Source organism: Longispora fulva, from assembly GCF_015751905.1.
In the GTDB taxonomy this organism is placed as follows: domain Bacteria; phylum Actinomycetota; class Actinomycetes; order Mycobacteriales; family Micromonosporaceae; genus Longispora; species Longispora fulva.
Genome location: NZ_JADOUF010000001.1, coordinates 8150886 through 8172715, shown reverse-complemented (window position 1 = coordinate 8172715; position 21830 = coordinate 8150886). Strand labels below are relative to the sequence as shown.

The 21830-nt window shown below is 71.9% G+C and carries 21 protein-coding genes; 5 read left to right on the top strand and 16 right to left on the bottom strand.

All coding sequences use genetic code 11. The annotated features are described in order from the left end of the window. Positions 1–210 precede the first annotated feature (210 nt). From IW245_RS37875 to sigK, 4 genes are all read right to left on the bottom strand, one after another. The gene (locus tag IW245_RS37875) at positions 211–822 is read right to left on the bottom strand and encodes a fasciclin domain-containing protein (protein WP_197007860.1); all 612 of its coding nucleotides are present in this window, start codon (positions 820–822) and stop codon (positions 211–213) included. A 14-nt stretch (positions 823–836) separates the two neighbouring features. Further along, entirely contained in the window at positions 837–2237 is a 1401-nt protein-coding gene (locus IW245_RS37870; protein ID WP_443673929.1) for a molybdopterin-dependent oxidoreductase, read from the bottom strand. Positions 2238–2405: 168 nt separating this feature from the next. Further along, positions 2406–3140: an anti-sigma factor gene (locus IW245_RS37865; protein ID WP_197007859.1), complete on the bottom strand. Its 735-nt coding sequence runs from the start codon at positions 3138–3140 to the stop codon at positions 2406–2408. Beyond that, the gene (sigK, locus tag IW245_RS37860) at positions 3137–3739 is read right to left on the bottom strand and encodes an ECF RNA polymerase sigma factor SigK (RefSeq protein ID WP_307788949.1); all 603 of its coding nucleotides are present in this window, start codon (positions 3737–3739) and stop codon (positions 3137–3139) included. Before sigK ends, IW245_RS37865 begins: the two co-directional genes overlap by 4 nt. Positions 3740–3915: 176 nt before the next feature. On the opposite strand from sigK, the gene IW245_RS37855 reads away from it, so the two are divergent. Then, entirely contained in the window at positions 3916–5046 is a 1131-nt protein-coding gene (locus IW245_RS37855; protein ID WP_231399072.1) for a GDSL-type esterase/lipase family protein, read from the top strand. A gap of 91 nt (positions 5047–5137) precedes the next feature. After that, on the top strand, positions 5138–6070 hold the full coding sequence (locus IW245_RS37850; RefSeq protein ID WP_197007858.1) for a LysR family transcriptional regulator: 933 nt from the start codon (positions 5138–5140) through the stop codon (positions 6068–6070). Positions 6071–6075: 5 nt separating this feature from the next. Here the strand turns inward: IW245_RS37850 and IW245_RS37845 are convergent, their stop codons facing one another. From IW245_RS37845 to IW245_RS37815, 7 genes are all read right to left on the bottom strand, one after another. Further along, the gene (locus IW245_RS37845; protein ID WP_197007857.1) at positions 6076–6438 is read right to left on the bottom strand and encodes an ArsC/Spx/MgsR family protein; all 363 of its coding nucleotides are present in this window, start codon (positions 6436–6438) and stop codon (positions 6076–6078) included. Positions 6439–6442: 4 nt separating this feature from the next. Next, positions 6443–7618, bottom strand: coding sequence for an aminotransferase class V-fold PLP-dependent enzyme (locus IW245_RS37840; protein ID WP_197007856.1), 1176 nt, complete (start codon positions 7616–7618; stop codon positions 6443–6445). 62 nt (positions 7619–7680) lie between these two features. After that, entirely contained in the window at positions 7681–8322 is a 642-nt protein-coding gene (locus IW245_RS37835) for a DivIVA domain-containing protein (RefSeq protein WP_197007855.1), read from the bottom strand. Between the two features lie 30 nt (positions 8323–8352). Then, positions 8353–9300 carry a TolB-like translocation protein gene (locus IW245_RS37830; protein ID WP_197007854.1) on the bottom strand — a complete coding sequence of 316 codons (948 nt, stop codon included), beginning with the start codon at positions 9298–9300 and terminating at the stop codon, positions 8353–8355. Then, entirely contained in the window at positions 9297–10670 is a 1374-nt protein-coding gene (locus IW245_RS37825; protein ID WP_197007853.1) for an MFS transporter, read from the bottom strand. The genes IW245_RS37830 and IW245_RS37825 overlap by 4 nt, the downstream gene beginning before the upstream one ends. Before the next feature lie 44 nt (positions 10671–10714). Continuing rightward, entirely contained in the window at positions 10715–11140 is a 426-nt protein-coding gene (locus IW245_RS37820; RefSeq protein ID WP_197007852.1) for an OsmC family peroxiredoxin, read from the bottom strand. 53 nt (positions 11141–11193) lie between these two features. Beyond that, positions 11194–12411, bottom strand: coding sequence for a cytochrome P450 (locus IW245_RS37815; protein WP_197007851.1), 1218 nt, complete (start codon positions 12409–12411; stop codon positions 11194–11196). A gap of 340 nt (positions 12412–12751) precedes the next feature. Between IW245_RS37815 and IW245_RS37810 the strand changes: the two genes are divergently transcribed. The 3 genes from IW245_RS37810 to IW245_RS37800 are packed head-to-tail and all read left to right on the top strand — an operon-like array spanning position 12752 to position 16253. Then, the gene (locus IW245_RS37810; protein WP_233472979.1) at positions 12752–14275 is read left to right on the top strand and encodes an AMP-binding protein; all 1524 of its coding nucleotides are present in this window, start codon (positions 12752–12754) and stop codon (positions 14273–14275) included. Between the two features lie 17 nt (positions 14276–14292). After that, positions 14293–15579, top strand: coding sequence for an MFS transporter (locus tag IW245_RS37805; protein ID WP_197007849.1), 1287 nt, complete (start codon positions 14293–14295; stop codon positions 15577–15579). After that, the gene (locus IW245_RS37800) at positions 15576–16253 is read left to right on the top strand and encodes an SGNH/GDSL hydrolase family protein (protein ID WP_197007848.1); all 678 of its coding nucleotides are present in this window, start codon (positions 15576–15578) and stop codon (positions 16251–16253) included. Before IW245_RS37805 ends, IW245_RS37800 begins: the two co-directional genes overlap by 4 nt. Before the next feature lie 53 nt (positions 16254–16306). Here the strand turns inward: IW245_RS37800 and IW245_RS37795 are convergent, their stop codons facing one another. The 5 genes from IW245_RS37795 to IW245_RS37775 all read right to left on the bottom strand — a co-directional run bounded on the left by IW245_RS37795 (position 16307) and on the right by IW245_RS37775 (position 21828). Next, positions 16307–17275, bottom strand: coding sequence for an alpha-ketoacid dehydrogenase subunit beta (locus tag IW245_RS37795; RefSeq protein WP_197007847.1), 969 nt, complete (start codon positions 17273–17275; stop codon positions 16307–16309). Then, positions 17275–18258, bottom strand: a complete 984-nt coding sequence (locus tag IW245_RS37790) for a thiamine pyrophosphate-dependent dehydrogenase E1 component subunit alpha (protein ID WP_197007846.1) — start codon at positions 18256–18258, stop codon at positions 17275–17277. The genes IW245_RS37795 and IW245_RS37790 overlap by 1 nt, the downstream gene beginning before the upstream one ends. 142 nt (positions 18259–18400) lie before the next feature. Next, positions 18401–19312 carry a phytanoyl-CoA dioxygenase family protein gene (locus tag IW245_RS37785; RefSeq protein WP_197007845.1) on the bottom strand — a complete coding sequence of 304 codons (912 nt, stop codon included), beginning with the start codon at positions 19310–19312 and terminating at the stop codon, positions 18401–18403. A 17-nt stretch (positions 19313–19329) separates the two neighbouring features. Continuing rightward, positions 19330–20400, bottom strand: coding sequence for a 4-hydroxyphenylpyruvate dioxygenase (gene hppD, locus IW245_RS37780; protein WP_197007844.1), 1071 nt, complete (start codon positions 20398–20400; stop codon positions 19330–19332). A gap of 159 nt (positions 20401–20559) precedes the next feature. After that, a complete protein-coding gene (locus IW245_RS37775; RefSeq protein WP_197007843.1) occupies positions 20560–21828 on the bottom strand; it encodes a beta-ketoacyl-[acyl-carrier-protein] synthase family protein in 1269 nt (422 codons plus the stop codon). Positions 21829–21830: the final 2 nt, after the last annotated feature.

Below are 21830 nucleotides of genomic sequence, written 5' to 3'. Positions count from 1 at the left end.
GGGCGCGTGTTGCCCGGTACGCCTCAGGGACAGTGAGGCGTGAGGTGAAGAGTGTCATACCTTACTGACGCCGGCAAGAACTCGATGCCTGTCAATTCGATGGGTGAACACCCGGCTACGGACAGCAAAACGGCCGGGGCAAAAGCCCCGGCCGTTGTCGCCACTAATCCGGAAATTACAGTCCTGGAAATGCCATCTCTAACATGGCACTTACATCGGCATCAGCACCGTGTCGATGATGTAGACGGTCGCGTTCGCGGTCTGCACGTTGCCGCAGACCACCTTCGCAGTCCCGCCGACCATGTAGTCCGCGCCGCTGCCACTGGCCGCCACGGTGCCGCCCTGCAGGGTCTTGAACGGGCCGGCGGTGCCGAGCTGGCTCGGCGTGACGGTCTGTCCGACCACGTGGTAGGTCAGGATCTTGGTGAGCTTGTCCTTGTCGGCGAGCACGGCGTCGAGGTCCGCCTTCGGGATCTTGGCGAACGCGTCGTTGGTCGGCGCGAACACGGTGATGCCCTTGGCCCCGTTGAGGGTGTCCACCAGACCGGCGGCCTTGACGGCGGCGACGAGAGTGGACAGCACCGGGTTGTTGCTGGCCGCTGTCGCGACCGGGTCCTTGGCCATCCCGTCGAAGCTGCCGGCGCCGTCCTTCGGCACCGCGGTGCACGCCGCGCCGAACGGGCCGTTCGCCATGGCCGGAGCGGAGGTGGCCGCCGCCGGCGCCGGGGTCGGAGCCGAACTCGACGAGTCGTCCTTGGAACAGGCCGCCATGCCGATGGCGAGCGGTACGAGGGCAGCCGCCATCACGAACTTGCGAAACATGATCTCTCCCTGAGTTAACCGGCGGTGACTACCACCGAGTGCCAACCGGTCGCCCCGTCCGGGAACGGCGGTCGCCGCTCCTCGGGCTGGACAGCCCCGGTGTGGTCGGTCGCCCGGACCTCGAGCGTGTGCCGACCCGGGGTGGCTTCCCAACGCCACACCCACTGCCGCCAGGTATCGGTCGACACGACCGCACCCAACGTCGCTTCGTGCCACGCGCCACCGTCGACGCGTACCTCCACCCGGTCGACGCCCCGGTGCTGCGCCCAGGCCACCCCGGCGACCGTGACCATCCCGGACTTCGGGCGGGACAGCGGCCGGGGCGTGTCGATCCGGGAGAACGTCTTGATCGGAGCCTGCTTCGCCCAGCCGCGCCGCACCCAGTAGGGGTCGAAGTCGGCGAACGTGGACAGCTCCAGTTCGGTCAGCCACTTGGTCGCGGAGACGTAGCCGTAGAGTCCCGGCACGATCATCCGGACCGGGAAGCCGTGCTCCAGGGGCAGCGGCTGGCCGTTCATGCCCACCGCGAGCAGCGCGTCGCGGCCGTCCAGCAGGACGCTGGTCGGAGTGCCGGCGGTCCAACCGTCCGAGGATCTGCTGACCACCTGGTCCGCGCCGGGCTGCGGCGCCGCTTCGCGCAACAACTCCGCGACGGGTACGCCGAGCCAGCGCGCCGTGCCCGCAAGCTCCCCGCCGACCTCGTTGGACACGCAGGTCAGGGTGATCTCGCGCTCCACCAGCGGCCGGTCGAGCAGGTCCTGGTAGCTCAGGGTCATCGCCTTGCCCACCCGGCCCTTGATCCTCAGCCGGTAGGTGTCGGGGTTGAGCCGGGGCACCACGAGCGCGGTGTCGACCCGGTAGAAGTCCCGGTTGGACGTCACGAAGGTGGACAGCTCGGGGATGCCCAGGTCGGTGGCCGTCGCCGCCGGGGACACCGGCTTCGGCAGCGTCACCTTCGGCACCGCCGAGTCGCGCCGGGCCAGGGTGAAGCCGGCCCCGCCGGTCAGCGCCGCCGCCCCGAAGGCGAGCAGCACGCCCCGGCGGTCGACGTCGCGGCCCGGGCCGGTCGGCGCGGGTGCCCGCAGGATCAGCCGGAGGGCGATCCCGGCCGCGGCGACCCCGAGCAGGGTCGGGAGTGCCGCGGCCGGTCCCGCGCCGGGCCGGGTGACGGCCGCGGCCAGCCCCAGCAGGCCGAACAGCGCCAGGCCCGCGTACCCGAGCCGGGGCCTGCGTACGGCCACCACGCCCAGGACGACGGAGAAGAGGAGGAGGAACGTGCCGGTGCCGGCGAGAAGCGCGAGCTTGTCGTTCTGGCCGAACGTCCGGATCGCGAACTCCTTCGCCCACTCCGGGGTGGCGTCCACGACCGCGCCGCCGACGGCGACCAGGGGGCTGCTGCGGGGCCCGGTGAGCAGGGAGACCAGCTCCGCCACTCCGAGCGCGAGGGCCGCGCATCCCACTCCGGCCAACGCCCCGGTCAGTTTCACTCTCACGTGGATGATTCGGGGCCAAGTACCAGAAGGATGGGTGTTTCCCCAAAAAAGATGGGCGACCTGTGCAGGTCGCCCATCCTCGTCGGGTGTCTAACGGCGGATCGGCACCGCCGCCAGCACCGGCTTCGTCGGCTCCTTCGAGCCGCCAGCCGGCTCCCGGGTCAGGCCCAGAGCGTCCACCGACGACAGTCCCTTCAGGAGGGTCACCCCGGAACGCTCGCCGCCCGCCATCACGTTGGACGCCGTGGCCTGCGAGCCGACGATCGTCCACAACTGGTAGGCCTTCTGCTTGTCGACCTCCGGCAGGTCGGTCATCACGACCACCGCCTCGCCCCGCTGGTCCGACTTGATCACCGAGACCCGGCCGCCGCCCGCGACGTCCGCGAGGATCACCCGCGCGTCGGGCGCGGCGAGCACGGCCCGGATGTCGGCCGCCTGCTGCCGCTCGCTGGACACCCGCCGCTCCTGCACGACGTAGGTCGTCGTGCCCACCCCGACGGCGATCACGGCCGCGGCGACCGCCGCCGCGGTCCAGGCCCGCCACCGGCGCACCACGGCCGGGCTCGACACCGGCTCGGCGTGGCGGGCGGCGGGGGCGAGCTGCCGGGTCCGGTGCGCCTCGGCCAGCACCCGCTCGCGCAGGCCGGGCGGTGGCGGGGCTGCCGCGGCGCTGCCCAGCCGCGCCGCGGTGGCCCTCAGCTCCGCCACCTCGGTCGTGCACTCGGCACAACCGGCCAGGTGCCGCTCCACGGCGGCGCGTTCCAGGTCGTCGACGGCGTCGAGCACGTAGGCCCCGACGAGGGTGTGCACGTCGGTCGTGTTCATCCGGTCACCTCCAGGCAGTCCCGTAGCCGGATGAGTCCGTCCCGGATCCTCGTCTTCACCGTTGGCAGGCCGATGCCGAGCAGATCGGAGACCTGCCGGTAGGTGTACCCGCCGTAGTAGGCCAACCCGATGGCCTCGTTCTGCAGCTCCGTGAGCCGCTTCAGACAGCGCCGGACGGCCTGGCGTTCCAGGTTGCCGGCCACCTCCTCGGCCACCTCGTCGTACGGCGCCACCGTCGCGGTCGCCGCCGCCCGCCGGTCCCGCTCGGACGCCGCCTGGGCCGAGCGGACCCGGTCCACGGCCCGGCGGTGCGCCAGGGTCAGCACCCAGCTCGTCGCCGCCCCGCGCGCCGGGTCGAACCGGCTCGCCGTCCGCCAGACCTCGACGAGCGCCTCCTGGGCGACCTCCTCGGCCTGGGCCGGGTCGCGGACGACCCGCAGGCACAGGCCGTACACCTTGGCCGACACCTGTTCGTAGAGCGCGCCGAACGCGTTCTCGTCGCCGCGGGCCACCAGGACCAGCAGCTCGTCGGCCGACGGTGACCCGTCGGGCGGGGGCGCGGCCCTCAGATGCGGGGTTCGCGCGCTGTCGCCTTCCACCACGGCCCTCCACGGTTCGATCCGGTCCGACACCTGGGATTCGGAGCCGCGCCGGTACCGGATTGGTATGCCCTCACATACTGCCTGCCGTCGATCCGTTGTCCGGCCGGTTCCGGTTCCGCCACGCTCTGGCTACCGGCCGGTAGCCACCGGTCGACTCGGACAGGGAGGCACGGATGAGAGGAAAGGCACTGGTGATCGCGCTCGCCACGGCGGCCTCGATCATCGGCTACGCACCGGCGGCGGGGGCGGCACAGCCCGGCGGGGCCCAGCCCACGGTCGCCGTGGCGCTCGGCGACAGTTACATCTCCGGCGAGGCTGGGCGGTGGCTCGGCAACACCGACACGGTCGGCGGCAGCTCGGCCGGCACCGACCGGGCGTGGAACGGCTCGACCGTCGACCCCACCCGGGTGTACGGCCCCACCTACTCCTCCGGCTGCCACCGTTCCGACGTGTCCCCGCTGTCGGGCGCGTCGCTGGGCACCGACCGGCTCGTCAACCTGGCGTGCTCGGGGGCAACCTCCGCCAACGTGCTGCCGGCGGCGATGGGCGGGGTGCCGTTCAAGGGCGAGGCCCCGCAGATCGACCAGTTGGCGACCGTGGCCGGCGCGAACAGGGTCAAGGTCATCGTGCTGTCCCTCGGCGGCAACGACCTCGGCTTCGGCACCATTATCGCCAGCTGCATCGAGGCCTGGTTCTGGGGCGACTACTGCGCCGACGACCAGCAGGCGACAGTCGACGCCGCGCTCCCCGCCATGCGCAGCGGTGTCTCCCAGTCCCTGGCTGCCATCCGGAGCACCATGCGCGCCGCCGGGTACGCCGACACCGACTACCGGCTCGTCGTGCAGTCCTACTCCTCCCCCGTGCCGCGCGGCGCGAACATCCGCTACGCCGACTCCGGCTGGACCCGGTGGGACATGGGCTGCCCCGTGGTCAACTACGACGCCACCTGGGTCCGCGACCGGCTCGTCCCGCAACTGAGCACCGAACTGCGGACCCTGGCCTCGGCCGGCGGCGCGGAGTTCCTCGACCTGCGCGACGCGCTCGACGGCCGGGAGATCTGCGCCCGCGGCCGGATCCGGGTCACCCCGGCCAAGGCCCCCAGCGACGTGACCGCCGAATGGGTCCGCGAGTTCTGGTCGAGTGAGACCGAGGGCCGCCAGCAGGAGACGTTCCACCCGGACGCGTACGGGCAGAAGGCCCTGTCGCGGTGCCTGACCCTGCTCGGCGCCGCGGCGAAGGGGAACTACCGGTGCGTGAACACGGCCGGGGCCGGCGTGGACGGCATGCGCCTCGCGGCGGCGTAGCCGCGGGCCGGGGACCCGCGCGGTCCCCGGCCCGCACAGACAGCACTTTCAGGTATTGATCGCTACCTGCGAGTAGCACTAGCATCCGCGCATGCAGCTGGAACTACGCCACCTGCGCGTGGTACTGGCGGTGGCCGAGTCGGGCAGCATCTCCCGGGCGGCCCAACGCCTGGGACTGCCGCAGCCGTCCGTGACCGCCCAACTCGCACGGATCGAACGCGAGCTCGGCGCGCAACTGTTCGCCCGGACGGCGACGGGCGCGGTGCCCACCCCGTTCGGGCGTTACGTCGTGGACCGGGCCCGGGCCGTCCTCGGCGAGCTGGACCGGCTCAACCGGGGCCGGCAGGGTTCGGTCGTCGCGCCGCGCCAACTGCGGATCGGGGTCGCGCCCGGCCTGCCGCTCGCCGGGATCGAGGTGTCCCTCGGCGTCGGCGACGTGACCAGCTACTCCGACCCGTCCACCCACGCCCTGGCCCAGCTCGTCCGGGCCGGGCAGCTGGACCTGGTGCTGCTGCGGGAGTACCCGGGGCACGAGTTCGTCGCCCCGCCGGAGCTGACCACCCGGGTACTGGTCCCGGCCGAGCCGATGTTCGTCGGGCTGCCTGCCGACGACCCCCTGGCGGCCGGCGAGGAGGTGGCCCTCGCGGACCTGGCCGGGGCGCAGTGGGTGGCCAGCCCGCCCGACGACAGCGGGTTGCAGGCGCTGTTCCGGGCGGCGTGCGCGGCGGCCGGCTTCTCGCCCCGAATCCGGCACCAGACCAGCGACTCGGTGTTCGCCAAGGAGTTCATCACCCGCTCCGGGTACGTGTCGCTGGCCAGCCCGCTGTCCTGGGACGGGCCCCGGCACGCGATCCGGCCGCTGGCCGGCACGCCGATCTGGCGGCGGCTGGTGGTCGGCTGGCGCGCGGACGGGCCGCTCGCGCACCGGGCCGACGACCTCGCGCCGCGGCTCGACCGGTGGTACCACGACCTGGCGGTGTCCCGGCCGCGCTACGCCGCCTGGCTCAGCGCGCGGGAGCACTGACGGACTCAGGTTGCCGCGATCAGTCGGTCCAGGGTCTCTCGGTCGCGGGCCACGACCGCCGAGCCGTCGTCGAGCAGGACGATCGGCCGCTGGATGAGCACCGGATGCGCGACCATCGCGGCCAGCCACCGGCCCCGGTTGTCCTCGTCGCGGGTCCAGTCGGCCATGTCGAGCACCGTGTAGGCCGCCTCGCCGGTGCGGCACACGTCCCACGGCTGGGCGCCGAGCCGGTCGAGCACCGCTCCGAGCTCGGCCACCGTCGGCGGCAGGTCCAGGTACCCCCGGAGCGTGAACGGCACCCCGGCCTCCGACAACGTGTCCCTGGCGGCCGCGCACTTGCTGCAGGACGGGTTGTTCCAGATCTCCATCGGGCTATCGTGCCAGGTCCGCGACGGCCCGCGCGGCGGTGGCCAGCTGGTCGGGGCCCAGGAAGTAGTGCGGGGAGGCCCGGAGGAACTGCTCCAGCCCGCGCTCGGTCATGTCGATCAGGGTGGACTTACGCCGGGTGGTGACCAGGGTGACGTCCCGCGCCCGCAGCGCCGCCTTGACCTCCGCCGGGTCGCGGCCCTCGACCGAGAAGGTCACCAGGCCGCACCGCCGGACGCCCCGGTCCCGGACCGTCACGCCGGGGATCTCCGCGAGCAGGCCGCGCAGGGTGGCGGCGTGGGCGGTCACCGCGGACTCCACGGCGTCGGGTCCCAGCGCCAGCAGGTAGTCGACGGCCGCGCCCAGCCCGAGGCGGCCGGCGACGTCGGACTCCCACAGCTCGAACCGGGTGGCGTCGTCGGCCAGCGCGTAGGACTGCCGGCCCGTCCACGACGCGCCGAACAGGTCGATCACCGGCGGTTCGAGGGCGGTGACGAGTCCGGGGCGCACGTACAGGAAGCCGGTGCCGCGCGGGCCGCGCAGCCACTTGCGCCCGGTGCCCGACAGCGCGTCGACGCCGAGCGCCGTGGCGTCCACCCGGAGCTGGCCGAGGGACTGGCAGGCGTCGAGGAGCACGAGGGCCCCGTGCGCGTGCGCCAGGTCCACCACCTCGCGGACCGGGTTGACCAGGCCGCCGTTGGTGGGCACGTGCACCAGGGACACCACGCGGACCCGGTCGTCGAGCATGCCGGCGAGGGCGTCGAGGTCGATCTGCCCGGTCGGGTCGCTCGGCACGTACTCCACCGTGGCGCCCGTGGCCGCCGCGCGCTGCAGAGCCGCGACGGCGTTGCTCGCGTACTCCACGCCGCACAGCAGGATCCGGTCGCCCGGGGCGAGGGGCACGGCGTAGAAGAACTGGGTCCACGCACGGGTCGCCGAGTCGGTCAGGGCGAGCGTGCCGACGGGGACGTTGAGCAGCAGGCCGAGTGACGTGCGCACCGCCGCCAGGTCTGCGGCGCGTTCCTCCGCGGCCCGGTAGCCGCCGACCTGGGCCTCGCGGCGCTGGTGCGCGGCGACGGTCTCGACGACCACGGACGGCGGCAGCGAGGACCCGGCGCTGTCCAGGAACACGCCGTGCGCGGCGGCGGGCGTGTCGCGGACGACGCGATCGAGATCGATCATGCCGCCCACCCTAGCCGGGGGACGGCGGGCCGGGCGGGCCCGCCGTACCGGAAGAACGGGTGTCAGCGCGCCCAGGCGGCCGTGCGTCGCCTGCGGGCCACCCACCGCAGGAAGTTGGGCGCGGGTTTGGGGCTGCGGATCCGGGCCGGCGGCGCACCGACGTCCCCACGGAGCCTGCTGGCCTCCAGCCGGGCGGAGGTGAGGATCTCGCGCGCCTCGGCCTCGGCGGAATGCCGCATGACCAGGTCGGCGTGTCGTTCCTTGTCCCGCCGGGAACGCAACGCCAGCTCGAAGTCGCGCCGGGCGTTCACCGCGCGCTCGTCGGCCTCGGCGAGGATCTCGGCAGCCCGGTGCCGGGCCTCGGCCAGCTCGGCGGCGGCGACCTGGCGCAGACGTTCCGCCTCGTTCTCGGCCATCGCCAGAATGGCCTCCATCCGGACGCTGAGCACCCGGGCGTCCCCGGTCGAACCGAGCGATCGGAGTCGTTCGAGTTCACGGTTGGCCGAGTCGAGTTCGACCCTGGCCGCTGCGAACCGGGCGGGTAGGTCCGCCATCAGTTCCCGTTCCGCGAGGGCCTCGATGAGCCTGCCCTCCAGCTGCGCGAAGCAGCGGTCGACCTGTTGCCGGTCATAGCCCCGCATCACGAGATCGAACTCGGCGGGTGCGCCTTCATTCATCCCCCACATGAATCGATGCTCACACATCGTCACAGCATGTGTGGACCTTTTGCCTAATCAGTACAAGGGGGAGGGGGAAGACGCGTCTGACCGGATCAAGTGGGGCGCGCCGGAGCCGTCGGCCGGGACCGCGAACACGCCCGGGCGCGGGTCGCCGCCGGGCACCGGGGCCGCGTAGCCCACGGTCCGGGGGTCCAGCCACACCGCCTGGTCGTCCACAGTTCCCGTCGGGGCGGCGAGCGGGGTCTCCCGGCCGGTGCGCAGGTCCAGGACGTGCAGCCGCCAGACCCCGCCGACCCTCTTCTTGTACGCCACCCGCGTCCCGTCCGGCGACACCGACGGGCACTCGGCGTTCTCGCGCACGCCCACCAGCGCGCGGGTCGCCAGGTCGCCCCGGACCAGCCAGGTGTGGCCGGCCGAGCCGACCGTCGCGTAGAACACCCGGTCGTCGACGAACGTGACGCCCCAGAAGTTGGCGTCCGCCCGGCGGCGACCGTCGCCGTCGACGCTGAGCGTGAAGTCCTCCAGCGACGGGTACAGGGTCCGCGTCGCCGTGTCGTAGATGCCGGCCGTGGTGGAGAACTCCCCCGGCTGGTAGGAGTCCCCGGTCCGGAACACCGTCCACGCCACGAGCCGGCCCGACGGGGACACCCTGGCCCGGCTGGGCGTGCCGTCGATCCGCACCGTATGGGTGACCGCGAGGCGCCGGTCGTAGACGGCGGCCTCGTAGCCGGCGGGCACGGTCAGGGGGCGCAGGCAGACGGTGGTGCCGCCGGCCGAGTACATCCGCAGGCAGTACGGGCCGCCGAGTTCCGTCGTGCCGTCCGGGCGGAGCTGGCCGACCTGTCCGGAGCCGGCCACGAACAGCAGCCCGCCATGCGCGGCCGGGTCGAGCGGGCCGGCGGCGCGGGCCGGGGGCTGGCGGGCCACGGTCCAGCCGACGAAGGTCGCGCCGGCGGCGAGGACGGCGACGATGGCGAGCAGGCCGGCGGTGCGGCGGGTCATGGATTCCCCTCCTGGAACGTGGCCGAGTCAACCGCCACCGTGGCGGCGGTGCCGCCCGGGAGGCGGGCGGCCAGAAGGGTGGATAGCAGCAGGATAACGGCGAAGCACCCGAACGCCCGGTGCGGGGTGACCGCCTGGGCCAGCGCCCCGAACGCCACGGCCGCCACCATCCGGGCCAGCGCCTGCCCGGTCTGCACGACCGCGAGCCCGCCGGCCCGGCTCCCGGCCGGCAGCAGCGCGCCGACGTGCGCCATCAGGACGCCGTCGGTGGCCGCGTAGTATAGGCCGTGCAGGCCGAGGACGACGGGCAGCAGGAACCAGCCGCGCGAGCCGAACCCGACCAGCGCGTACGCGCCGACCAGGAGGAATTGTCCGGCCAGGAACACCCGCCACGCGCCGAGCCGGTCGGCGAGCCGGCCCACCGGCACCGCCCCGAGCAGGAACGCCACGGCGGTGCCCACCGGCAGCAGCGACAGGGCGGTGCCACCGACGCCGGTGCGCTGGGTGAGGGCGACGAAGAGGAACGCGTCCCCGGAGACCCCGAGGCCGAGGAGCACGACGCACCCGGTGACCCGCCGCAGCCCCCGGTGGCGGAACAGACTCCGCAGCCGGGGCCGCGCGGCGTCGGCTCCCTCCGCGACCCGCCGTCCCTCGGCCCCGCCCGACCCGGGCGCGGGACCGGCCTCGACCGCCAGGCCACCGACCGGGTCCGCCGCGCGACCGGCCGCGACCGCCGGGCGGCCCACCTCGGCACCGCCGGTCGGGTCGCGGACGAAGAACGCCAGGATCAGCACCCCCACCGCCGCCAGGCTGAAACTCGTCACGAACACCGCGTCGTACGCCCGCCCCACCCCCGCGAGCAGCCCGAACGCCAGCAGCGGCCCGACGAGCGCCCCGGCGGTGTCCAGCGCCCGGTGCACCCCGAACGCCCGGCCCAGCGCGAGGCCCGGCGACGCCGCCGTGATCATCGCGTCCCGGGGCGCGGTCCGGATGCCCTTGCCGGCCCGGTCCGCGGCGAGCAGCGCCCCGATCCCGGGGACCGAGCCGCCGACCAGCGGGAAGCCGAGTTTGGTGACGGCGGACAGGCCGTAGCCGACGAGGGCCACGGCGCGCGGGCGGCCCAGCCGGTCGGCGAGGTGCCCGCCGAGGAGCCGGAGCGCGGCGGTGGCCCCGGTGTACAGGCCGTCGAGGAGGCCGAAGCTGACGTAGGACAGGCCCAGGCCGTAGAGGAGGTAGACGGGCAGGAACGCCGTCACCAGCTCCGAGGACGCGTCGGTGCAGAAGGAGACCAGGCCCAGGCCCAGGACCGTGCCCGACACCCGGACCCGGGTCCGGGCGGCCGTCGTCGGTGAGCGGGTCGCGAGGTACACGGAAGAATGGGGCGACCCGGTCGGACCGGGCCGCCCTCTCCGGTCTAGGCCAACGCCGCGTCGAGGGTGATCTCGATGCTGAGCGCCTTGCTGACCGGGCAGTTCTCCTTGGCGTCGTGGGCGAGTGCCACGAACTCGTCCTCGGACATGCCCGGGACGACGCCCCGGACCCTGATCGCGCTGCCCGTGACGCCCACCCCGGGCTGGAAGCCGACCTCCGCCGACACCTCCAGGCTGTCCGGCGCGTGGCCGGCCTTGTCCAGGATGTTGCTGAACGCCATCGAGAAGCACGACGAGTGCGCGGCGGCGAGCAGCTCCTCCGGGCTGGTCCGGCCGCTGCTCGGGGGCTCGGTCCGCGCCGCCCAGGTCACGTCGAACGTGCCGAGGCCGGAGGAGGCCAGCTCCACGGAGCCGCCCCCCTTCAGCAGCGAACCTTCCCAGTGCGTCCTCGCGGTACGGGTCGTGGCCATCGGTGCTCCTTCACGACAGGTGACCCGGCGGGCACCGGATCCACCCAATCGTGTCAGATCGTCACCATCAGCCGCTCGTAGCCCCGCAGGGCGAGGTGCATCCGCGGCCCGGGCGGCTCGGCCCTGGCGAGGTCCGGGAACCGTTCCAGCAGCATCGGCAGCACGATGCCGGCCTCCAGCCGGGTGAGCGCCGCGCCCAGGCAGAAGTGCGCGCCGCCGCTGAAGCTCAACGGGACCAGGTCGGGACGGTCCGGGTCGAACACCTCCGGTTCGGGGAACCGCCCGGGGTCCCGGTTGGCCGCCGCGAACAGCACGAGCACCCGACCCCGAGCCGGAACGGGCACACCGCCCACCTCCGTGGGTTCGGCCGCCCAGCGTGCGACGAAGTGGATCGACGGCTCGATCCGGAGGAACTCCTCCACGTACTGCCCGGTCAGATCCGGGTGCGCCCGCAGCCGGGCCATGTGCTCCGGGTGCTCGAACAGCAGGTTGAGCCCGTTGCCGATCAGGTGCGTGGTGGTGAGGAACCCCGCGTTGAACAGCACGATCAGGTTGGCGCACAGCTCCGCCTCGCTGAGCCGTCCGCCGTCGGCGTCGCTGGACTGGATGATGCTGCTGATCAGGTCGTCGCGCGGTTCGGCCCGGCGCAGGGCGACGAGCCGTTCGAAGTACGCGGTCAGCTCCAGGGCCGCGTCGCCCGGGGCCCCGTCCGGGCCGACCCCCAGCTCGAGGGCGTGGTGCACGGCGAGGGCCCGGTCCCGGTACCAGTCGCGGTCCTCCTCCGGCAGCCCGACCAGCTCCCCCAGCACGTCGCTGGGCACCTTGAACGCGAACGGCATGAAGTCCACGGGCCGCCCGTCGGCGCCCTGCTTGGCCAGCGCGTCGAGCTGGTCGGAGACGATCCGGCGGATGCCCGGCTCCAGGGCTGCCGTCCGCCGGGGCGTGAACGCGCCGGCGAACAGCTTGCGGAACCGGGTGTGGTCGGCGCCGTTGGAGAACAGCATCGAGTGGAAGAACGTGAACAGCGCCGGGGACGCGCGCCAGTTGGACTTGCCCATGTCCAGGAGTTCACCGTCGACGACCCGGAGATCGGGATTGCGCAGCACCTGGTTCACGGTGTCATAGCCGTACGCGACGGCGTCGTAGTTGTGTTCCCGTACGTCGATTGCGACCGCACCCCGACCATGCGCGTGCATGGCGGCATAGAGCGGATTGGGATCGGGGCAGCCCTCCGGCGCGCGGAGAGCTTTCAGAGCGGCGACTGCGTCCATGGTTCCCTCGGATCAGAAAGTCGACTGTCCATTCGGGTCATACGGCCCACCGATCAGACGACCACGAGTCAGCCTTTCAGTCAAGAACGCCGGTTATCGGCTTGCATAGTCGTGACGCAAGGTTTACCTGTTATGTCGGGACGTCCTTGAATAGTATGTATAAATAGGACGTCCATAGTGGATGTAGCCACGCTCCTGATTGCACGGCTATGCTGCCGACGGGTGTCCGCGAAAGAGCAATGCGCAATAGGCGTCGCGGGACGCGGGGACACGGTTCAATTGGGAGGGATGATCCGGCATGGACAGCCAGGCGAGTGCGAACGGGAATTACGTTTGGCAGGTGCTCGATCTATTCGCCCGGTACGGCGAGGCGGAGGCAATTGTCGACGAACGTCGACGGATTAGCTACACGGACCTGCGCGCCGAGATCCTCACCATGGCCGCCACCCTGCACCACCACGGTATGCGACCGGGTCTCGCCGTCGGCATCCTCGCTGGCAACCCCGCCGAGACGATCGTGCTCCAGTTCGCCGTGCACCTCCTGGGCGGCCGGACGGCGTGGGTCGCGCCCAACGCGCCGGCGACGTTCAGGGACCAGTTCCTCACCATCGCCCGGGTCGACGCGTTCGTCTACGAGACCAACGCCTACGTCGACTTCGCGCTGGACATGGCCCGCTCGGCCGCCCCGCTGCCGGTGTTCTGCCTCGGCGGGGGCGGGCTCGGCCCCGACCTGGGCGCCGGCGACCGGATCGACCGGATCGAGGACCTGCCGTTCACGGCCGCCGACGTGGCCACCGAGCCCGAGGCGCTGTTCCAGACCGGCGGCACCACCGGCCAGCCGAAGCTCGTGCACCACCGGCAGCGGTTCTTCGTCACGGCGCTGCGGTTCGCCGAGCAGTACCTCGAGGCGGGCGAGCACCCGATGAAGCACCTGGCCATGTCGGGGTACTGGCACGTGAGCGCCCAGATGCCCGGCCACATGTGCCTGTTCACCGGCGGCTCGTTCCACATGCAGGACGGCTTCGACATCGCGGTCTTCTTCGACACCATCGCCGCCGAGCGGATCACCGACACGCTGATCCCGCCGCCCCTGTTCGGCTACATCCTCGACCACCAGGTCCTGGAGAAGGCCGACTGCTCCAGTCTGCTGCGGGTCAACATCGGCGGCAGCTCGATCGCGCCCACCCGGCTGGCCCAGGCGATCCGGCGGCTCGGCCCGGTGCTGCGCCCGGCGTACGGGATGAGCGAGGCGCCGATCATCACCGCGTACCAGAACATCCCGGACGACCCGGCGGTGCTCGCCTCCGTCGGCCAGCCCTACGGCGACCTGAGCCTGGAGATCCGCGACCCCGACGGGGCCCCGGTGCCGACCGGCGGGACCGGCGAGGTGTGGGTCACCGGCGGGGTGATGATGGACGGCTACTGGGGCCAGCCCGAGCTGACCGCCGAGACCCTGGTCGACGGCTGGCTGCGCACCGGAGACGTCGGCTACCTCGACCAGCACGGCAACCTCTTCCTTGTCGACCGCGTCAAGGACATGATCCTCACCGGCTGGGGCTCCTCGAACGTGTTCGCCCGCCCCATCGAAGACGCGCTGGCCACCCACCCGGACGTGCGGGCGGCGGCGGTGGTCGGGGTGCCCAGCGACCGGTACGGCGAGGCCGTGCACGCCTTCGTCGTGCGGGCCCCCGGCTCGACGGTCACCGCCGACGATCTGCGTGCCGTGGTGGTCGACCGGCTCAACGAGCTGTGGTCGCCGGCCGGCGTCGACTTCGTGGACGCCCTGCCGCTCACCGGCGCCAGCAAGGTCGACAAGAAGGCCCTCCGCGAGCGTTACGTCGCCGACCTCGCGGCCGCGTCATGAGGATGCGCATGCCGGACATGACGAACAAGGTCGGCCTCGTCGGGCTGCTCGTGGCCGAGACGGTCTCGATGGCCGGCAGCAGGATCGCGGCGTTCGCAGTGTCCTGGCTGGTCCTGATCCAGACCGGGGACGCCGTCCTGATGGGCCTGGTCGGCACGGCGGCCGCCCTGCCCTACGTGCTGGCAGCAGCGTTCGGCGCGCCCCTGATCGACCGGATCGGCGCGCGCCGGCTGACCATCGCCTCCGACCTGACCAACGCGGTGCTGATCGCCGGCATCGCGCTGACGTACCGGTTCGGCATCGCGCCGATGATGACCCTGATCGTGCTGGCCGGGATCACCAACGGGCTGGCCGACCACGCCCGCCGGGTGGTGCTGTCCGCCCAGATCAAGGTCTCCGGCGTCGACACGGCCCGGATCACCTCGATCTACGACGGCATCTCCCGGGTGATCACCCTGGTCGGCGCGCCGATCGGCGGCCTGGTGATCGCCCTGATGGGCTCGCCGACCGCGATCCTGATCAACGCCGCCTCGTTCGCGATCTGCGGCCTGATCATGCTGACGATCGTCCGCAACCCGCCGGGGCACATCGACAAGGTCGCCGACGACGAGAAGGAGCCCTACCTCGTCGCGCTGCGCGGCGGCTTCTCCTACGTGTGGCGGGACCGGCTGCTCACCGGCATGGTGCTCATGCTGTTCGTGACGAACCTGTGCAACCAGATCCACAACATCCTCATCCCACTGTGGATCAAGCAGACGTTCGACAACGCCGCCGGAATCGGCACGATCGCCGCGTCCTTCGCGCTGGGCGCCGTGCTCGGCAACATCGGGATGGCCGCGCTGGTGACCCGGATCCCGAAGTACATGACCCTGGTGCTCGGGTACATGATCGGCGGGTCGCCGCGGTTCTTCATCTTCGCGCTCACCGACGACCTGACCGTCCTGATCGTGGTCATCTTCGTCGCCGGCTTCGCGATGTCCTCGATCAACCCGATCATCGGCGCATTGCTGCTCGACAAGGCGCCGGCCGGGATGCAGGCCCGGCTGTTCGGCGTGTTCACGGCCGTCGCCTGGGGCGGCATCCCGGTGGGCGGGCTGGTGGGCGGCTGGGTCGCCCAGGAGTACGGGCTGCACGTCACGGCCATCGCGACCGGCGTGCTCTACTTCCTGGCCACCCTCACCCCGGTGATCGGGGCCAAGACCTGGCGGCAGCTGGACTACAAGCCCGTCCCGGTCCCCGACGCGGAGCCGGAGACCGACGCCGAGCCGGAGACCGACACCGAACCGAGCCCGGCCAGGGCATGAGAGGGGTACCGACCGTGGAGTCCACCGACCCCTACTGTCTGCGCGCCGGGGAGACCGCGGCGCTGCTGACCGGCCACCCGTGGCGGCGGTTCGCCGTGCTCGGCGACAGCGTGGCCGAGGGGCACGGCGACCCGGTGGAGGGCTACAGCACGCTGTTCTGGTGCGCGAGGATCGCCGCGGAACTCGCGGTACCCGACTATCTCAACCTGGGAAAGCACGGCCTGAAAGCCGCCGACGTGGCCGCCACCCAGCTGGAGCCGGCGCTCGCCTTCGGCCCGGACCTGGCGCTCGTGGTGTGCGGGGGCAACGACGCGTTCGTGCGCGGCTACGACCCCGACGCCGTCGACTCCGCCCTGGAGACGATGATCGTGGCCCTGCAGGGTGCGGGCGCCGACGTGCTCACTGTGAGCATGTTCGACATCTCGCACAGCCCGAAGGTGCCGGCGTGGCTGCGGCCCGGGCTCAAGGAACGCAACCAGACCCTCGCGGACCGCACGGACGCGCTGGCCGCCAAGCTGGGCACGCTGCACATCAAGCTGTGGGACCACCCACTGGTCGCCGACCTGTCGCTGTACAGCGAGGACGGGTTGCACGGCAACGCCCGGTGCGCGGCGATCGCCGCGGCGGAGGGGGTGCGCCGGTTGGGCGCGGAACTGGCGCGCCGCCGGGGCTGAGGTGGTGCCCCGGTCAAGGGGGAGGCGCGACGGCCTCCCCCTCATGCGGAACCTCAGGACTTCAGGACGGCCTGGATCGCCGCCGTCAGCTGCTCCCGGGTCGGCTGCACGGCCCGGTCCAGCTCCAACGCGAACGGCAGCACCGCCCCGTCCGGCCGGGTGACCCGCTTCGGCGGGGCCAGCAGCCGGTGGTCCTCGACCACGGTCGCGATGATCTCGCCACCGATCCCGCAGGACCGGTTCGAGTCGTCGACGACGACGAGCCGGCCCGTCCTCGCCACCGAGGCCGACAGCCCGGCCCAGTCGAACGGGTACACGGTGCGCGGGTCGAACACCTCGATCGACGCCTCCCCCGCCAGCTCCTCGGCCACCTCCAGCGCCATGTGCACCAGGTGGCCGAGGGCGACGACCGTGATGTCCGTGCCGGGCCTGGCCACCCGCCCGACCCCGATCGGGACCGGCGCGAGGGTCGCGAAGTCCAGGTCGTCGCGGACGGCGAGCGCGCCGGACGGTGCGAAGAACACCACCGGGTCGTCGTCGCGGATCGCCGAGGCGAGCAGCCCGTAGGCGTCACTCGGCGTCGCCGGCATCACGGTCTTCACCCCGACGTGCGCGAACAGGCTGTAGGGGTGGTCGGAGTGCTGCCCGGCCCATCCGGTCCTGCTCCCCGAGCCCGGCACGACGTAGGTCACGGGGACCTTCGTCTGCCCGCCGGTCATCAGCGAGAACTTGTGCGCCTGGTTGGCGATCTGCTCGAAGGTGAGGAACAGCAGCGACGGGATCTGGAACTCGATCACCGGCCGCATGCCGGCCATCGCCATCCCGGTCGCGAAGCTGGTGAACGCCTGCTCCGACAGGGGCATGTCCACGATCCGCTGGTCGCCGTACCTCGCCAGCAGACCGGTGGTGACCCCGGCGACCCCGACGCCGATGTCCTCGCCGAGCACGACCACGGAGTCGTCCCGGGCCATCTCGTCGCCGAGCGCCCGGTTGAGGGCCTTGAGATAGGAGAGCTTCGGCATCAGTTGTTCACTCCCGTGCGTACCCGCAGGCCGGTGGCGTAGAGATGGTCGAGCGCGTCGGCCGGGTCGGGCTTGGGGCTCTCGACCGCGAACCGCACCGCCTCGGCGAGCAGCTCCTCGATCTCGGCGTCGATCCGCGACAGCACCTCGGAGGGTACCCGGGCGCCCTGGATGTCCAGCGGGTCGCGGGACCGGCCGGCGGCCAGCTCGTCCTCGGAGCGGTAGTTCAGCCGCGCCTTGTGCTCGAAGGTGTGGTGCGCGTCGAACCGGTACGTCATGCACTCGATCAGGCTCGGGCCGTTGCCGGAGCGGGCCCGGATCACCGCGGCCTCGGAGACCGCCTGGACGCACTCGGGGTCCTGGCCGTCGACAGTGGTGGCCGGGATGCCGAACGCCTCCGCGCGGCCGGTGATGGTGCCGGCGACGCCGGCCTCGACGGGCATCGTCGTGGCGTACCCGTTGTTCTCGCAGACGAAGATGACCGGGATCTTCCACAGGGCCGCGAGGTTGAACGCCTCCAGGAGCACGCCCTGGCTGACGGCCCCGTCGCCGAAGAAGTTGACCGCGACCACGTCGCCGGTCTCGGAGTCGGCCGGCCGCTGCGCCCGCCGGGCCCAGGCGGCCCCGGCGGCGATGGCCCCGCCGGCGCCCACGATCCCGTTGGCCCCGAAGATGCCGAGGCTGAAGTCGGCGGCGTGCATCGAGCCGCCCCGGCCCTGGTTGAGCCCGGTGCTCCGCCCGGCCAGCTCCGCCATCATCCGGACCGGGTCCGCGCCCTTGGCCAGGACGTGCCCGTGTCCCCGGTGCGTGCTGGTGATGATGTCGTCGCGCCGCAGCGCGCCGCAGACCCCGGCGGCGATGGCCTCCTGCCCGATGTACGGGTGGATGCCCCCGACGATCTCGCCGGAGCGGACCAGCTCGATCGCGCGTTCCTCGAACCGGCGGATCAGCCGCACGGTCCGGTACAGCTCAGCGGAGTCCATGTGAATCCTTTCAGCGGATCTGTGAGCGGGTTGGCCGGGGCCCGGCGCGGTGTCGCAGGTCCCCGGCCGGTTCCGCTAGCGGCTCTGGATGGCCGCGAGGATGCCGCCCCACAACGCGAGGTGCGACATCGGACTTCTCCCCCTACCGGTCGCCGCGACGCCACAGCGTCGGGCAGAACTCGGGGTCGGCGTAGTCCGGCCGGCCATCGGCCGTCCGGCGCACCAGGGCGTCGTGGTTGTAGGCGGCCAGCGAGCCGTCGGACAGCTCGTACCGGCGGTTCTCGTTCTCCCCGTCCTGCAGGTGCAGAGACACCGCGCGGCGCGGCGAGCCGCTGACGTTCGCGCCGCTGCCGTGGTACGTCTTGCAGTGGTGGAAGTTCATGTGGCCCTTGGGGATCACGACCGGGATCTTGGTGACCTCGACGTTGTTGTAGGCCGCGTTCTCCTCCAACATCTGCTCCAGCTCGGAGCGGTCCCGCTCGGCGAAGTGCTTCACGACGCTGTCGCGCAGCCCGATCTCCTTCCACCGGTGACTGCCGTCGACCATCGTGATGGTGCCCATCTCGACGGTGCAGTCGTGGAAAGGGATGAACGCCGTGAGCATCTTCTCCGAGGTCGACGACGCCCAGTAGTGCTTGTCGAAGTGCCAGGGCACGATGTTCGACGGCTCGCCGTCGATCGGCGGCTTCATGATCAGGGTGCTCTGGAAGATCCGGATCTCCTCGGCCTCCGCGAGCCGGGCCGCGACGGCCCCGATCAGCGGCTTGCGCAGGATCTGGCCGAGGGCGTCGTGCTCGTAGTGCACGTAGTCGTTGTGCCGCTGCACCGGGCCGTGCGAGGGCTCCCAGTAGGCGAGCTTCGGCGGGCGGACGGGCAGCAGGCGGTCGCGCTCCCCGCCGTAGTACCGCTCGCTGGCGGCCACGAGCTCGTCCACCTCGTCGTCGGTGAGCAGCTGCTTCGACAGGTACCAGCCGTGCTCGGCGTAGAAGGCGACGTCCTCGTCGGTGGGCAGGAGCGCGCGCTCCGCCTCGGTCAGTGCGAATGTGTCCAGCATTGGGAAGGTCCTCCTCGTTAACTGGCCGCGCCGGAGCGTTCCCGCTCCTTGGCCTCGTACAGCGCCTTGATGTTGCCGCTGCCGAACGTGAGCGCCCCGTGCCGCTCGATGACCTCCAGGAAGAGGGTCCGGCGGATGTGCATGGACTGCGTGAAGATCTGGAACATCTGTCCCCAGTGGTCGCGGTCGACCAGCACCCCGAGCTTCTGCAGCTCGGCGAGGGGAAGGTCGACCGGGCCGAGCCGGCTCTCCAGCGCGTCGTAGTAGCTGTCGGGCGTCGACAGGAACTTCACGCCCCGGCTGGCCAGCGTCGCGACGGTGTGCACGATGTCCTTGGTCTGGAAGGCCAGGTGCTGCACCCCCGCACCGGCGTGCCACTGGAGGAAGTCGTCGATCTGCCCCGGTCGGCGGCTGGTGTCCGGCTCGATCAGGGTGAAGGTGACGCCCTTCGAGGGGCTCTGCACGACCTTGGAGTCCATGGCCTGGCCGCCGACCTCGATGTACTCCTCGAAGATCTCGGAGAAACCGAAGACCCGCTCGTAGAACCGCGCGGTGCTGGCCAGCTCGCCGGCCGGCACGCAGATCGCCGCGTGGTCGATGAGGTCCAGCAGGCCCTCGTCGGCCGCCTTGTCCGCCTTGAGCATCGTGATCGCGCCCGGCAGGAACGTCCGGGTCGGGCCGTGCCGCTCGACCAGGCGGTGCGCGACGTCGCCGAAGCCGGAGACCGTGGCGACGACCACTCTGGACTCGTCGTCCGCGTACGTGGTCGGGGCCTCGAGCGCCTCGGCTCCCCTGCCGACGGTCTCCGCGTACACCGCCTCGACGTCGTCGACCTCGAACGCGATGATCGCGACGCCGTCGCCGTGCCGCCCGACGTACCGGGTGGCCGGGTGGTCCGGGACGAGCCCGGAGGTGAGCACGATCCGGACATCCCCCTGGCGGAGCAGCAGCGAGCGCTGCCCGGCTAACCCGGTCTCCGGGCCGCCCTGGCCACTGATCCGGAATCCGAACGCGGTGCACAGGTAAAAGGCCGTTTGTCGCGCATCACCGACATAGAACTCTACGTGGTCAATTCCAGAGATGTTCACTGCAACCTTCTTTCAGTTTGCCGTGCGCTGCGAGTTGGGGTTTCGCGCGCACGACAACCCCGTGCGCCAGCTTTCGCGGGTTAAACAGACGATAACCACGTCGTGAATCTTTCTCAATACGACCTCCGGCCGACCTTTGTGGAGGTGTCCAATATGGAGTCACACGGTGGCGCTCCGTTCATGGGAGCGCGTATTCCGCGTACCAGCCCGCCCCAACAACAGGCTGATGTTCTGTCCGCCGAACCCGAAGGAGTTGGACAGCGCGTAGTCGATCCTGACCTGCCTGGGTCCTTTTCGGACATGGTCCAGTTCGCAGGCGGGATCCGGATCGTCGAGATTGTGGGTGGGCGGCAGTGTTTCCCGCCCGATCGCCAGCGCGCACGCGGCGGCCTCCACCACTCCGGAGGCACCCAGAAGGTGACCGGTGACCGATTTCGTGGAACTCACCGGCGGCCCCGAATGGCCGAATACCTCATGGGTGGCAATGGTTTCCGCGACGTCGCCGAGTTTCGTACTCGTGCCGTGCGCGTTCAGGTAACCGACATCACCCGGCGCGATGCCGGCCGACGCCAACGCGCGGCGCACGCACTCCGCGGCGCTCGCCCCGTCCGGGCGCGGCGTGGTCGGATGGTGCGCGTCGGTGGTGCCGCCCCAGCCGGCCACGTCGGCGTACCCGGCGACACCGCGGGCGTCGGCGTGCCCGGTGCGTTCGAGGACCAGGTAGCCGGCCCCCTCGCTGAGCACGAACCCGTTGCGCCGGCTGTCGAACGGCCGTGATGCCTGGGCCGGGTCCTCCCAGCCGCGCGCCAGGGCCCGGGCGTTGTCGAAGGTCTCGGCGAACGTCGGGAACAGCGGGGCCTCGCTGCAGCCGCAGACCACGACGTCGGCGTCCCCGGAGCGGATCAGGCGCATGCCCTCGGCGATGGCCTGCGCCCCGGCGGCGCACGCGGTCGCGATCGTGGACGAGTAGCCCCGGATGCCGTACCGGATGGCGATCCTGGCCGCGGCCATGTTCGGCAGGATGCCGGGCAGCAGGTACGGGCTCACGGCTGCCCTGCCCCGCGCCACCCGCTGGGTGACCTGGTGTTCCAGGGTGGCCATCCCGCCGACCCCGGCCCCGATCACGGCGATCCGGTACGGGTCGACGTCGCGCCCCACCTCGATCCCCGCGTCGGCGAGGGCGTCACCGGCGGTGAGCACCGCGAGCAGGGTCACCCGGTCGATGGTGCGCACCTCCGGGCCGGAGAACAGCGACTTCGGGTCGATCGCCTCAGCGAAGCCCGCGACCTCCAACGACCCCAGCACGGGGTGGTCCTCCGCCGGCCGGGTGATCCCGGACCTGCCGGTGAGCATGGCGTCGAAGACGGCGTCCGGCCCGCGCCCGACGGGCGTGACCAGGCCGATCCCGGTGATGGACACGCCGGTCATGC